We start from the raw sequence: 13,284 nt of genomic DNA, 5'->3' as shown, positions 1-13,284 counted from the left end.
AATCATCCTTAACTCAATCAACTATAAACAATTTTAGCGCTAGGTTAACTTATATTACTGACTGGTCTTTCCAAACTCACTCTTTAACAGGGACTCTTTAACTAAGATTGTAAAAAGTTACCTTTAAAGAGCTATGCATTAAAGAGCTATGTATTTAAAAATCCATTCATTTAAAAAGGTACAGGACTTTCCCAATCCATCCATGCGCCAAGTGTCGGATGCTTAAGACGCAGTTGCTGCGCATGTAAATTAAGCCTTGGCGCAATATCTAATGCACGACCTTCAGCATAAATGGGGTCGCCAATCATCACATGCCCGACGTGTACCATATGGACGCGCAGCTGATGGCTACGACCGGTAACTGGCTTTAACAGTACTCGAGTGACTATCTGACCATTGCATTCTTCATGCGCCAGCACTTCATACAAGGTTAAAGCATGTTTTGACCAATTATGATCGACGATGTGGCGCGGTTTGGTGGCTGGCTCATAACGTACAGGTGCTGATATCTTGCCCGTTGCACCCACACTTTCCCATTGCCCAAATACTCGTGCTTGGTATTTTTTCTGTGGTAGCCGGTCAATAAACTGTTTACTAATATGGGTTTGCGCTGCCGCGTTTTTTGCAAAAATGAGCAGCCCTGAGGTGTCCATATCTAGGCGATGGATCAATTTAACCGCTGGATTGGCGCGCTCAAGCCGAGCAAGCAAACTTACCTTGAGCGTTTTACCATCGACACTTAATAGTCCTACCGGCTTGTCCACCACCCAAATATCATCGTCTTCATAGACAGTAACTTTTTTGGCGAATGTTTGAAAAAACTCAAGCGGATAGGCTTTTTCTTGAGCATTAAGGGCGTCGATCTCTTGATCAGTAAAAGACATAAAAATGGGCTACTTATAGTAATGGACTTGAATCTATAAACCATACTCAGCGAGCGAGTAAAGTTTGAGAGGATGGTAAATTTTGACGCAAAGGTGACGACAGATTAAAGCAAGTGACAGATAAATCATAAGCTGTATCGTTATGTGTCGATTTATTGTACTAATCGTAATTGTTAAACAATTTAACCAGCCTGCGTCTGTCAACTCTAGGCAAACATGTTAATATAATGGCAGGTTTTCACCCCTTCTTAACCATTCTTTAGCCACTCATCATTTTATCGTGACATCTATGTTTATATGGATGAGTGGTGACAGATATAATAAAACAAGAGAGAGAAATTATGTCAGACCTTATTATTAATACTACCGATGCTAACTTTGACCAAGACGTACTGCAATCTGACGTACCAGTCTTAGTAGACTTTTGGGCAACGTGGTGTGGTCCTTGTAAAGCTATCGCTCCTATTTTAGAAGATTTAGCGACTGAGTACCAAGGTAAAGTTAAAATCGTTAAAGTTGACGTCGACAACAACCCACAAGCAGCAAGCCGTTTCGGTATTCGCAACATTCCTACCTTATTCGTCTTTAAAGATGGCGAAAAAGTAGATTCAGTGATGGGTCTACAGCCAAAAGCTGAATTGGCAAAAGTAATAGATAAGCATCTATAAGTAGCCATTTATTTAAGACCGATGATTGCTAGGGTTTAATGATATTTAGTTACTCTCATGCAAGTCATTTGTCGTATAAAAAAACTCTCGAAAAAGCCATTGTCTGTACAAGATAATGGCTTTTTTGCTGCTTTTATGAGCAAAAAACTGGATTATACGACTTTTTTGGCAAAAATTATTGACAATGCTGTCTTGAAGGTCGTATAGTCTGCTAACAAGAGAAAACCAATTGTTTTCATAAATATCTTGTCGCTACTCTCCCCGTGTTTGTCAACAAAAACACCATCGTCATTATTAAAAAACACTACTGACCGAATGACTAAACACAATGAATTATATTGAGTTTTTAACACAGACTCTTATGTAGACTTCTTTATCTTCACTTTTATTACTTTGCCTGTATTTCTTACAACAAGCATATAAGCTGGCACGTTAAATCAAATCTACATAAACCTCAACGCTGTGTATACATCCTCTATCTCCCTAATACTGTTTAATCAATATCGTGATTTGTGCAGATAATGGCATCTCTCATCTGACCAACTGCTAATGACCTATCTATGAATCTAACTGAATTAAAGAAAAAATCAATCGCTGAGCTATTGGCTATCGCCAAAGAAATGGGTCTTGATAATATGGCACGTAGCCGTAAACAAGACATTATCTTTGCTATTTTAAAAACCCATGCCCGTAACGGTGAGGCCATCTATGGTGATGGTGTGCTTGAAGTGCTCCCAGATGGTTTTGGCTTTTTGCGCTCATCAGAAGGCTCTTACTTAGCAGGTCCTGACGACATTTATGTCAGCCCGAGCCAAATTCGCCGCTTTAGTCTCAAGACAGGCGACAGTATCGCTGGCACGATTCGTCCACCCAAAGACTCTGAGCGTTATTTTGCGCTATTGAAAGTCGGCGAAATCAACTTTGATACCCCAGATCGCTCGCGTCATAAGCTTATTTTTGAAAACTTAACGCCGCTATTTCCAACCGAGCATCTCAAGCTTGAGCTTGGTAACGGCACGACTGAGGACTTGACCGGTCGAATTATTGATCTGATTGCCCCTATCGGTAAAGGTCAGCGCTCCATTATCGTTGCCCCGCCAAAAGCCGGTAAAACGATGCTCCTACAGACTATCGCTCAGTCCATCACACGTAACAATCCTGAATGCTATTTGATCGTCTTACTGATCGATGAGCGTCCAGAAGAAGTCACCGAAATGGTGCGTACAGTACGCGGTGAAGTGGTTGCCTCAACCTTTGATGAGCCGCCACAGCGTCATGTGCAGGTTGCAGAGATGGTCATTGAAAAAGCGAAGCGTTTGGTCGAGCATAAACAAGACGTGGTCATTTTACTTGACTCTATTACCCGTCTTGCTCGCGCCTATAACACTGTCATTCCTTCATCAGGTAAAGTGTTGACCGGTGGTCTGGATGCCAATGCTCTAGAGCGTCCAAAACGTTTCTTCGGTGCTGCTCGTAACATTGAAGAAGGTGGTAGTTTGACCATTATTGCCAGTGCCCTTATCGATACCGGCAGTAAAATGGACAGCGTTATCTTTGAAGAGTTTAAGGGAACAGGTAACCAAGAGATTACCCTTGAGCGTGATTTGGCTGAAAAACGGGTCTTCCCAGCAATTAATATCAAGAAATCTGGCACGCGCCGCGAAGAGCGCTTGCTTGATGAAGATAAGCTACGTAAGGTTTGGATTTTACGTAAATTACTACAGCCAATGGATGGCGTACAAGCGACTGAATTCTTATTAGATCGCTTAAAAGAAGCGAAAACCAATGACGAATTCTTTGAGCAAATGAAGCGTAAATCACAAAATTAATTTACCCTCATTCATTGTTGTTAATATAAACCGTTAATCAATGTTCCAATTATAAAGGCTGCCTCAAAGGCAGTCTTTTTGCTTTTGTAACCATTAAAAGTCGTCTTATTAGAAACAGTTAGCTTACTATCAGTATTAATACAATAACCCTAAGCAAAAGCACTACCAACGATACAGTGAAGCAACATACTTTACAGGTTATTTGCAAAGCTTAGCGTTTCTACTACGACCATAAATACATTAACAGTGGTACTATTAGATATGGCATAAGTGTGCTTTATATTAATCAGTGTTGGAAGGAATCAGTACTGAATTTTAATCTTGATAACTCAATAGGTAATATTATGAAATTTGCTAAAACGATCGTAATGACAGCCATTACTGGCTCAGCTCTCATCATGGGTGGCTGTAACTCAACTGGCGGATACGGATACAACAGTGGTATAAACAACACCGCTAAAGGCGCTGCTGCTGGTGCTGCTGCTGGTGCGCTTATCAGAAGTGGCGGCGACAGTAAAGACATCGCTCGTGGCGCAATTGGTGGTGCTGCAATTGGTGGCGCTGGTGCATACATTCTTAATAACAGCAGATAATTGGTTTTAGGTAGCTATATTGGCGGATAGGTTTTGATTAAAAACATTATCTAACCAGATAGCCTACACAAAAAAGCCTGCAATCGATTGCAGGCTTTTTTGTGTCTAGTAGTTTTATATTAGTTAACGAGCAATCTTATAAAATTAGTCTATGTAACTTGATCTATAAAGCGCCACTAAACGTATCACAAGATTGTACATTACCACTCTCTAGACCACGCGTAAACCATTGGATACGCTGTTGGCTAGTGCCATGAGTGAAGTTATCAGGTACTACCGCCCCGCCGCCTGCACGTGCTAAGCGATCATCACCGATTTGACCAGCCGCATTGATGGCTTCATCGATGTCTCCTGCTTCTAAAAACTGTACGCGTTCTTGATTGCGCTGTGCCCAAACGCCAGCAAAGCAATCGGCTTGTAGCTCTTGCAGTACCGATAATTTATTAGCCTGTGCACTTGTCACTTGATGGCTGGCTTCACTAACTTGCTGGGTAATACCTAGCAAGGTCTGTACATGATGACCGACCTCATGTGAAATGACATAAGCTTGGGCAAAGTCGCCCGCTTTATTTTGGTTTTCGCTATCGCCTGAGCCTTGAATATCACCCGCAATACCAAGATTTTGCCGCATTTCTACAAAAAACGACGTATCTAGATAGACAGTCTGATCACCTGGGCAATAAAAAGGTCCTGTCGCCGAGCTAGCACTGCCACAAGCTGAGCTAATCTGCCCATTAAATAAAATCAGTGACGGTTCTTTATAAGTGCTTCCTGCTTCATTGAATATCTGATGCCAAACCTCTTCGGTATCGGCCAATACGACTTTGACAAACCGTGTATCACGATCATCGCTGGTTGCTGGCTCGGTGGACGTATTACCTCCGCCACCTGCTACTACTTGACCTGTCTGTAATGCGGTCATCGGGTTTACCCCAAATACTAGCCATAAAATGCCAGCAATAATGATACCGCCAATACCACCGCCGATCATTTTACCGCCACCACTGCTGGTACGTACGTTAGAACTGCCGCGTCTGCCTTCCCATTTCATAATCTTACTCCCAAAAATATGATAGCGTCTGCTATAGTCAGTTAAAAATGAAAGCGATACGATTGTAATAACGTGCTATTGCGATCATTTTTTCTTGCTTGCTGTTCGCAGGCGTGACAGATACTGCAAAAAATTTATAGCCAATAGCACTGTATCGTTTTTAAAATGAACCTACTATATGCGTACCAATAATTATTTATGTTATATAATTTTTAGTTCAATCCTTTGATTCAACCTTTTAAACCTCTAATATCATGTGTAATAGATTACTCAATCACTTGAAGATACTCACAATGTATTTATCTTTATACTCGACTACGATTGTATAATTTCACTCATCCAATCCTTATGTTACTTATCCTAGCGTAAGAATACAGATAGAAAAGAGTAAGAGCATTAGACCATAGAGGCCTTCTTGCAAACAGTCTGATGTTATTGATTATACTTCGATTAATTCAATTTATTGTATTAAGAATTATGTTAGATAAGTAAAGTAAAACCCTATTTACAATTTTATTGTAACTTAATTGTACAACCTCTTTCTATACAGAAAGAAATCATATAGAATGCGTGAAAGCTGAGTAGCTGTAACTAAGACTAGTTGAATTCTGAGATATCTCTGATTCAACCTTTTTTGCTGCTACTGCTCATTCAATTATTCCGGAGAAAACCTTATGAAACTTAAATTACTTGCTCTAGCTGGTATCATGACTGCAACTATGGGCCTAACTGCCTGTGACAGCAACAAAGAAAACGCTGCTGAAGATTTATCTGACGCGCAAGAAGAAGTGCAAGACGCTTCACAAGAATTAGATCAAGCTGCTGCTGAAGGCGAAGCTGTTCCTGCTGAAGCTGACGCTGCTATTGCTGGTGCTGAAGCTGACATCGCTGATGCACAACTTGCTACTGCTACTGACGAAATCGACGCTGAAGTTCCTGTAGACGGTACTACTACTAGCGTTGATGTAGCTAGCGAAACTCCAGCAGTAGACGCAGCTGACGAAGTTGTAGTTGTTGAAGAACCAGCTAAGTAATTTTTATTTTTATAAATAAAAATACTGTATTAAAAAAGAGAGCCTATGCTCTCTTTTTTTATGGCTGTTATTTATGATATTTACCAATTATTTAAAATACTAGATGCTTGACGTCATATATAAATTTATGGCGATGAGCTATCGCGACGAAATGAGAATATATCGTTAATTTAACCCATTCATTACACTATTAACTTTATAAAAATAAAAGTTAATGTTATTCATCAAATAAACGCTCATCGACTTGTTGACGAAATTTTTGTCCTGTTTTGAATGTAACAACACGACGTGCCGATACAGCAACTGGCTCCCCTGTCTTTGGGTTACGACCTGGGCGGCTATTTTTATCTTTAAGCTCAAAGTTGCCAAAGCCTGAAAGCTTGACCTCTTTGCCATCAATCAAACTCTCTGACAATTCGTCAAAAAAATTCTCTACCAAACAACGGCCTTCTTGGCGTGTTAGGTTTAGATGACTCATCAAATGCTCAATCATGTCAGATTTGGTTAAGGTGCTCACAGTACGACTCCTATGCTATGTCGTGATGTCGAATATCATGGTCTAGCGGTATGAAGATTAATGTTAGCTATTATAAAGGTTTTTTACCGTCTTTTTAATAAAGACTACATTAAAATCCTTTATTAATAACCACTTAACTCATTTTCGAAAAAATTTGTATAAAAAACAGCTTATATAAAAAACCATTTTTGCGAATAATAGTTTTTAAGAATAACAATGCTCCATAGCCTCTTAATAAGAACCTATAGAGCATGGTATCTTTTTACAGCTAAGTTTTAGCTATCACGCAACTGTACTGAATGCTGATCCGTTAGCGCTTGTACCACTTTGTCAGTGACCGTTTTTACGGCTTCATCAGATAATGTTTGGGTTTTATCTTGCCATATTAATGCAAAGGCTAATGAACGTTGACCAGTCGGTATTTTGTCGCCTTGATAAACGTCAAACAACCATAGGTCAGTCAACAAATTACCTGCCGCAGCGCGTATGGTCGACTCTAACGTCTGCAAACTGATATCGCTATCTACTAAGACAGCGATATCACGGCGTACTTGCGGGAATTTGCTTGGCGTGGTGATGGCATGCTGTTCACGAGCAAGCGTTAGTAATGGCGCAAGAGACAATTGAGCGACCCAAGTAGCGGGTAGATCTAACTGTTTGGCAGTATTGGGATGTAATTGTCCTAACCAACCGACATATTGGTCATCGATATATAGTTTGGCGCTTTGTCCAGGGTGCAAGAAATTCAGCGCACTGCGCTCATAGCGAATACGCGCGCTATCGATTTTCGCAGGTAATAATTGCTCAATATCATGCTTCAAATCATAAAAATCTAGCGCACGATTTTGATAAGCTTGCTCATCCCAGATATCACCAACTGCCACTAGAGCAATACTTGGCGTTTGTACTAAATCACTAATACTATGACCGACAAAACTCAGACCCGTTTCAAAGAAACGCACGCGCGATTGCTGGCGATTCAGGTTATATTGCACGCATGGCAGTAGGCTCGACAATAAAGTACGGCGCATAACCGCCAAATCACTAGAAATAGGATTGGCCAGTGCCAACACTTCTCCTAAGGCTTCATCATCAAGCAAGGCTTCTAGTTTGGCATCACTAAAGCTAAAGCTAATCGCTTCCATATAACCATTATCGACCAGCGCTAGCTTCATCTCATGGGTCAAGTCTGCAGTATCGTCATAATCCATGCTAACTTGCAGGTGCGGCAAGATGCTTGGAATATTGTCATAGCCATAGATACGAGCAATTTCTTCGATTAAATCTTCTTTGATGCTCATATCAAAGCGATATGATGGCGGCGTACAAATTAGGCTATCTGCTTGCTGCTCTACTTCAAACCCTAATTGGGTCAAAATACGCACCATGATTGCTGGCTCAATCTCAATGCCAATAACATCACGAACCTTTGTAATCGGTAAAGTAATTGGCGCACGAGCAGGTAGGTGCTCGCTACTTTCAACTTTTACGATTTGTCCCGCTTGGCTACCTGTAACGCTTGTAATCAAATCAACAGCACGCGCTAAAGCAAGCATTGGTAATTCAAAATCAACACCACGCTCAAAGCGTTGTGAAGCATCGGTATGCAAACCAAAACGACGTGCGCGCGCAGCGATAGCCAATTGATTAAAGAAGGCACTCTCTAATACGATATTAGTGGTGCTATCAGTAACGCTACTACGCTGACCACCCATAATACCAGCAAGCGCAAGTACACCTTTATCGTCAGCAATGACCAACTCATCACCCGTTAAAGTAATGGTTTGCTCATTAAGCAAGGTAATAGTTTCTTCAGGCTGTGCCAAACGTACAACGATATCGCCCTCGATAGTATCAGCGTCAAACGCATGTAGCGGTTGACCTAATTCCATCAGCACGTAGTTAGTCACATCAACTAAAAAGTTGTGCGAACGTAGTCCTGACTGTACTAATGCATCTTGCATCCATTTTGGCGTATCGATACTACGATCAATGTTACTAATTGACTGTAATAGATAGCGCGGGCAAGCTTCAACAGCACTAACTGTCACAGCTGTCATATCTTGCATAGCTTGGTTATGAGTAAATTGGCTGTTATCAGGGATATTTGGCATTTGCATAGGCAAATCATTAATCACTGATATCTCTCGCGCAATACCACGTACGCTAAAGCAGTCACCGCGATTTGGGGTGATAGAGATATCCAATATTTGATTGTCTAAACCCAAATACTCACGGATATTCATGCCAATTGGTGCATCAGCTGCCAATTCAAGCAAACCGTCTATGCTATCAGTTAAATCAATTTCAGAAGCACCGCAAAGCATACCGTTAGAGTCGACACCGCGTAGGTTGCCATTTTTAATTTTAAAGCCCGCATTTTTACCACTGACGTCATCAGAGGGTAAAACAGCACCAACGGTAGCAACGGGCGCTTTCATACCGACAGTGACATTGGGCGCACCGCAGACGATTTGCAACGGTTCAGCTGCACCAATATTGACCTGTGTAACACGTAATTTATCTGCATCTGGATGTTGCTCGACGCTGATCACTTCACCGACAACCACACCGCTAAAATCACGGGCAACCGCATAGCGATCGTCAATCTCAAGGCCTGCCATGGTCAATTGGTCAGCCAATTGCTCACTGTTATTGTTGGGGTTTACCCATTGACGTAGCCACTGTTCGCTAATTTTCATAAATATCTCGGATCAGAATTTCATAATAAAGATTTTGGAGTAAAGGTAGCCGTATTAATAACGACAATCTAGCCAAACTGCTTTAAGAAGCGCACGTCATTTTGGAAAAATAAACGTAAATCGTCGATACCGTAATACAGCATCGCAAAGCGCTCAATGCCCATACCAAAAGCAAAACCAGTATATTTTTCGGCATCAATACCGCAGTTGGTCAGCACTTGTGGATGTACCATACCGCAGCCCATGACTTCAAGCCATTTGCCATTGTCATCCAAGATATCTACTTCAGCAGAAGGCTCCGTAAACGGGAAAAATGACGGGCGGAAACGCACAGTCAGCTCTTTGGCAAAAAATGCTTCCAAGAACTCACTAATTAGACCTTTTAGCTCAGCAAAGGTGCTCGACTCAGTAACCATGAGCCCTTCTAATTGATGGAACATCGGCGAGTGGGTTTGGTCTGAGTCATTACGGTAGACGCGACCTGGACAAATAATACGAATTGGCGGCTCATTTTTTTCCATAGTACGAATTTGCACTGGGCTGGTATGAGTACGTAATAGATAGTGAGCATCAAAATAGAAAGTATCGTGCATCGCCCGTGCTGGGTGATGTGAAGGGATATTAAGCGCTTCAAAGTTATAATAGTCGCTCTCAACTTCAGGACCAGTAGCAACATTAAAACCAGCTTGCACAAAATATTGCTGCATACGCTGGGTAATCATCGTCACTGGGTGCAAATGACCCTTTTGACCACCGCGAGCAGGCAAAGTGATATCAATGCTCTCGCTTGCTAGTTTGGCATTTAATGCCGCCACTTCTAGCTGCTGCTGCTGTGCTGTCAATGCGTCTTGAATACGGCTACGCACTTGATGCAACCAACCACCGTAAGTTTTTTTGACGTCAGCATCTAGTTTACCCATCTGCTTTGACCAGCCGGTTAATGGGCTCTTTTTACCAGTCAGTTGCACACGCAAATCTTGTAATAGACGTGTATCGCTTACTTGTAAGATTAAGGCTTCAGCAGCACTGGTAAATTCAATAAGCTGCGTTTCGTTAAGCTCATTGATCTCTGAGGACAAGGTCGGTAGCGCCGACAAATCGTTGGTAGCAGCAGGGGTAGTCATAAGACGCATCATTCCTGATTTAAACGGACTATTAATTGTAGGGATTTGACCAAATATTGCAAACCATTTACCCATTTTTTTTAAAATAATGCTAGTTATATGAATGGCTTGAATATTTAGACGACGATAATTTAGACGATTATAAGTGTCATTTCACAAAGGTTATATCTATGATCGGTATTTATAGAGTTAGCTGTAAAATACTTTAATATAAAAAAAGCCACCGACCAGCGGTAGCTTCTATTAATATCGTACTATTAATTAATATTATCTCTATCCATGTAGATAACTACTTATAAATAATCGCTTAACAAGCAGCATACCTAAATAGAATCGTTAATATTTATGCTAGTTCCGCTTTTGCTTTTTCAACCAATGCTGTGAAAGTCGCTGCATCATGCATAGCGATGTCAGCAAGTACGCGACGATCGATTGCAATGTTAGCTTTTTTCATGCCGTTGATAAAGCGGCTATAGCTTAAGCCGTTTAAGCGTGCACCAGCATTGATACGTGCAATCCAAAGGCGACGGAAAGTACGTTTTTTGTTGCGACGGTCACGATAAGCATATTGACCAGCTTTGGTCACTGCTTGTACCGCTACGCGGTAAACACGTGAACGGGCACCGTAGTAGCCTTTTGCGCGTTTGAGGATTTTTTTGTGACGGCGATTTGCCTGTACACCACGTTTTACACGGGCCATAAATTACTCCAAGATTTCTTTAGTTAAGCGAGTAACGACGTTATTAAATAATAAGCATCGTTTTCAGATTGCAAAGTCAAATATATTTAATCAAAATATTTTTGATTAAATCCAAATGACGATAGGTTATTAGATGTATGGGCACATACGACGAACTGCTGCTTCGTCAGACTTGTCCACCATCTTAAGACCACGCAACTGGCGAATACGCTTAGCTGATTTCTTGGTCAAGATATGGCTTTTGAATGCTTGCTTACGCTTAAAGCCATTCGCTGTTTTTTTGAAGCGTTTAGCGGCACCGCTTCTGGTTTTCATCTTAACTTTCATGATGATTTGCCTCTTTGTCTTTGATAGAACCCGGTCGTCAAATAGTTAAAAGCGTATAGTCGCTGTAAAAACAACCACTAAACCTCTATTTGCCTCGAGGTGGGAGGCGCTATTTTAGCAGATAGGTCGCTGTTTTGCCAAGGAAAGTTTTGCGCCCTACTCTTACCTAAAATTCTGTGCAAAAAAAATAGCATTTAACTCATATTTACACCCTAAGTTTTTATAAATAAAATCCTAAGAAGTACATTTTAAATATTCACAAATAACTTGGGGCTAATTTACAATTATTGATTTATCAAAATTTAGCTCAGGTATAATTGGCGCTTATTTACTGATTTAAAATATTGAATGTCAGTCTCAGCTATGTTTAAGTATATATTGCGTCTTGATAAAGCTTTAACATAGCGCATAATAAATCCTGACTGCTGTTATTTGACCACCCTTTTACTACTTTCTACTGATAATAAGACAGATAAATTATGACTTTACCTGCTTGGCTGACTGCCGTAAGTTTTAATGCTGATGGTTTGATTCCTGCAATTGCCCAAGACTTGCAGTCAGGACGTATTTTGATGATGGCTTGGATGAATGCCGAAGCGTTACAATTGACTGCGCAAACACAAACGGCGGTTTATTTTTCGCGTTCGCGTGCTAAATTATGGCATAAAGGCGAGTCATCAGGACATACTCAGCAAGTGCACGATATTCGTTTAGATTGCGATGCCGATGTGATTGTGCTTAGCGTCACTCAGGCTGGTGGTATCGCTTGTCATACGGGTCGCGAATCTTGTTTTTATCAACGTTTAGATTTATCTGGGCAAACGCCTGCATGGCAAACAGTCGATAAAGTATTAAAAGATCCGGCAGAAATTTATAAATCTGATACAGCCGTCAGCGCTACTCATCAAGATACTGTCATTGATACAGATTCTGATAACGTCAACAAAGCTCCTAATATTATTGCAAACTCTGACAGCCAAGTTAAAGTTGCGACCCATTCTATTTTACAGCAGCTTGATAAGGTATTAGCAGAGCGCAAACAAGCAGATGCTGATAGTTCTTATGTGGCAAGTCTATACGCCAAAGGTCTGAATAAAATATTAGAGAAAGTTGGTGAAGAAAGCACCGAAAGCATTATTGCGGCTAAAGACTTTGCCAATTGCGATGAAAGTACTAACAAAGCGCAATATGACGAGGCGCGCAATGAGCTCATTTATGAAGTGGCGGACGTCTGGTTTCATACCTTAGTTGGACTGGCATGGTTCGATATAGAATCGAATACGGTATTAAATGAGCTAGGACGACGTTTTGGCTTATCAGGTATTGATGAAAAAGCGGCTCGATAGCCTTTATAAGTTCGATAGCATTATTAATCTCAATAATGTGGGCAGTGGTTATAAGCTACTACCCTGTTTGATTATTGTTGCTTTCACCTTTTTGTCACAAGTGCAGGTTATAATATAACTCTGTTTTACTTCGCATTGTATGTCGAAGATTTTTATTGAGTATAACGATATTCGATAAACCCAAAGTAGGCATACAAAGACTGAAAACCAAGACATAAGGATACCTTTATGGGTAGTTTTTCTATTACGCATTGGCTGATTTTATTGGTGGTAGTGGTGGTCGTATTTGGCACCTCGAAGCTTAGAAATGCTGGCAAAGATTTGGGCGGTGCCGTCAAAGGCTTTAAAGAAGCGGTCAAAGACGAAAATACCGAGCATGCTAAGAAGCACGTAGTCCTTGATCATGATGGCAATGCACGACCAACAAACCATGCGACAACGAATAAAGTGGACGATGCTAACATCAACTCCACTACTGATGATAACCACAAGGTGTAATGCGTGCTGCA

Annotated in this window: 13 protein-coding genes; 6 read left to right on the top strand and 7 right to left on the bottom strand. The window is 41.0% G+C overall.

Features of this window, described 5'->3' with window-relative positions; all coding sequences use genetic code 11:
* Nucleotides 1–170: 170 nt before the first annotated feature.
* Nucleotides 171–884, bottom strand: a complete 714-nt coding sequence (locus EPB74_RS08820) for an RluA family pseudouridine synthase (protein ID WP_274903866.1) — start codon at nt 882–884, stop codon at nt 171–173.
* Nucleotides 885–1,225: 341 nt separating this feature from the next.
* Here EPB74_RS08820 and trxA point away from each other — a divergent pair, with 341 nt between their 5' ends.
* The 3 genes from trxA to EPB74_RS08805 all read left to right on the top strand — a co-directional run bounded on the left by trxA (nt 1,226) and on the right by EPB74_RS08805 (nt 3,974).
* Entirely contained in the window at nt 1,226–1,552 is a 327-nt protein-coding gene (gene trxA, locus EPB74_RS08815; protein ID WP_079692784.1) for a thioredoxin, read from the top strand.
* A 560-nt stretch (nt 1,553–2,112) separates the two neighbouring features.
* Entirely contained in the window at nt 2,113–3,381 is a 1,269-nt protein-coding gene (rho, locus tag EPB74_RS08810) for a transcription termination factor Rho (protein ID WP_079692785.1), read from the top strand.
* A 344-nt stretch (nt 3,382–3,725) separates the two neighbouring features.
* Nucleotides 3,726–3,974, top strand: coding sequence for a hypothetical protein (locus EPB74_RS08805; RefSeq protein WP_079692786.1), 249 nt, complete (start codon nt 3,726–3,728; stop codon nt 3,972–3,974).
* Between the two features lie 163 nt (nt 3,975–4,137).
* On the opposite strand, the gene ypfJ is transcribed toward EPB74_RS08805, so the two are convergent.
* Nucleotides 4,138–5,025, bottom strand: coding sequence for a KPN_02809 family neutral zinc metallopeptidase (gene ypfJ / locus EPB74_RS08800; protein ID WP_274903865.1), 888 nt, complete (start codon nt 5,023–5,025; stop codon nt 4,138–4,140).
* 674 nt (nt 5,026–5,699) lie between these two features.
* Between ypfJ and EPB74_RS08795 the strand changes: the two genes are divergently transcribed.
* Complete coding sequence (locus EPB74_RS08795) at nt 5,700–6,059, top strand: hypothetical protein (RefSeq protein ID WP_274903864.1); 360 nt, start codon at nt 5,700–5,702, stop codon at nt 6,057–6,059.
* Nucleotides 6,060–6,276: 217 nt separating this feature from the next.
* On the opposite strand, the gene EPB74_RS08790 is transcribed toward EPB74_RS08795, so the two are convergent.
* The 5 genes from EPB74_RS08790 to rpmI all read right to left on the bottom strand — a co-directional run bounded on the left by EPB74_RS08790 (nt 6,277) and on the right by rpmI (nt 11,429).
* Complete coding sequence (locus tag EPB74_RS08790) at nt 6,277–6,576, bottom strand: integration host factor subunit alpha (RefSeq protein WP_079692789.1); 300 nt, start codon at nt 6,574–6,576, stop codon at nt 6,277–6,279.
* 275 nt (nt 6,577–6,851) lie between these two features.
* A complete protein-coding gene (gene pheT / locus EPB74_RS08785) occupies nt 6,852–9,278 on the bottom strand; it encodes a phenylalanine--tRNA ligase subunit beta (RefSeq protein ID WP_274903863.1) in 2,427 nt (808 codons plus the stop codon).
* Nucleotides 9,279–9,346: 68 nt separating this feature from the next.
* The gene (pheS, locus tag EPB74_RS08780) at nt 9,347–10,402 is read right to left on the bottom strand and encodes a phenylalanine--tRNA ligase subunit alpha (protein ID WP_274903862.1); all 1,056 of its coding nucleotides are present in this window, start codon (nt 10,400–10,402) and stop codon (nt 9,347–9,349) included.
* A 343-nt stretch (nt 10,403–10,745) separates the two neighbouring features.
* Complete coding sequence (gene rplT, locus EPB74_RS08775; protein WP_011281252.1) at nt 10,746–11,102, bottom strand: 50S ribosomal protein L20; 357 nt, start codon at nt 11,100–11,102, stop codon at nt 10,746–10,748.
* A 129-nt stretch (nt 11,103–11,231) separates the two neighbouring features.
* Nucleotides 11,232–11,429 (bottom strand): 50S ribosomal protein L35, encoded by a 198-nt coding sequence (rpmI, locus tag EPB74_RS08770; RefSeq protein WP_011281253.1) that lies wholly within the window; start codon nt 11,427–11,429, stop codon nt 11,232–11,234.
* Between the two features lie 479 nt (nt 11,430–11,908).
* On the opposite strand from rpmI, the gene hisI reads away from it, so the two are divergent.
* A complete protein-coding gene (hisI, locus tag EPB74_RS08765; protein ID WP_274903861.1) occupies nt 11,909–12,775 on the top strand; it encodes a phosphoribosyl-AMP cyclohydrolase in 867 nt (288 codons plus the stop codon).
* 228 nt (nt 12,776–13,003) lie between these two features.
* Nucleotides 13,004–13,273, top strand: coding sequence for a Sec-independent protein translocase subunit TatA (gene tatA, locus EPB74_RS08760; RefSeq protein ID WP_079692792.1), 270 nt, complete (start codon nt 13,004–13,006; stop codon nt 13,271–13,273).
* The last annotated feature ends 11 nt before the right edge of the window (nt 13,274–13,284 follow it).

Source organism: Psychrobacter sp. DAB_AL62B (assembly GCF_028895345.1).
Classification (GTDB): Bacteria; Pseudomonadota; Gammaproteobacteria; order Pseudomonadales; family Moraxellaceae; genus Psychrobacter.
Note: the sequence above shows the minus strand (reverse complement) of the source record. Positions and strands in the feature narration are given on the sequence as shown.

Bases quoted from the DNA above. Each gene is read 5' to 3' on its own strand.
- pheT (WP_274903863.1), bottom strand. From the start codon at position 9,278: ATGAAAATTAGCGAACAGTGGCTACGTCAATGGGTAAACCCCAACAAT.
- ypfJ (WP_274903865.1), bottom strand. From the start codon at position 5,025: ATGAAATGGGAAGGCAGACGCGGCAGTTCTAACGTACGTACCAGCAGT.
- EPB74_RS08805 (WP_079692786.1), top strand. From the start codon at position 3,726: ATGAAATTTGCTAAAACGATCGTAATGACAGCCATTACTGGCTCAGCT.
- trxA (WP_079692784.1), top strand. From the start codon at position 1,226: ATGTCAGACCTTATTATTAATACTACCGATGCTAACTTTGACCAAGAC.
- rpmI (WP_011281253.1), bottom strand. From the start codon at position 11,429: ATGAAAGTTAAGATGAAAACCAGAAGCGGTGCCGCTAAACGCTTCAAA.
- hisI (WP_274903861.1), top strand. From the start codon at position 11,909: ATGACTTTACCTGCTTGGCTGACTGCCGTAAGTTTTAATGCTGATGGT.
- EPB74_RS08820 (WP_274903866.1), bottom strand. From the start codon at position 884: ATGTCTTTTACTGATCAAGAGATCGACGCCCTTAATGCTCAAGAAAAA.
- pheS (WP_274903862.1), bottom strand. From the start codon at position 10,402: ATGACTACCCCTGCTGCTACCAACGATTTGTCGGCGCTACCGACCTTG.
- rho (WP_079692785.1), top strand. From the start codon at position 2,113: ATGAATCTAACTGAATTAAAGAAAAAATCAATCGCTGAGCTATTGGCT.
- tatA (WP_079692792.1), top strand. From the start codon at position 13,004: ATGGGTAGTTTTTCTATTACGCATTGGCTGATTTTATTGGTGGTAGTG.
- EPB74_RS08795 (WP_274903864.1), top strand. From the start codon at position 5,700: ATGAAACTTAAATTACTTGCTCTAGCTGGTATCATGACTGCAACTATG.
- rplT (WP_011281252.1), bottom strand. From the start codon at position 11,102: ATGGCCCGTGTAAAACGTGGTGTACAGGCAAATCGCCGTCACAAAAAA.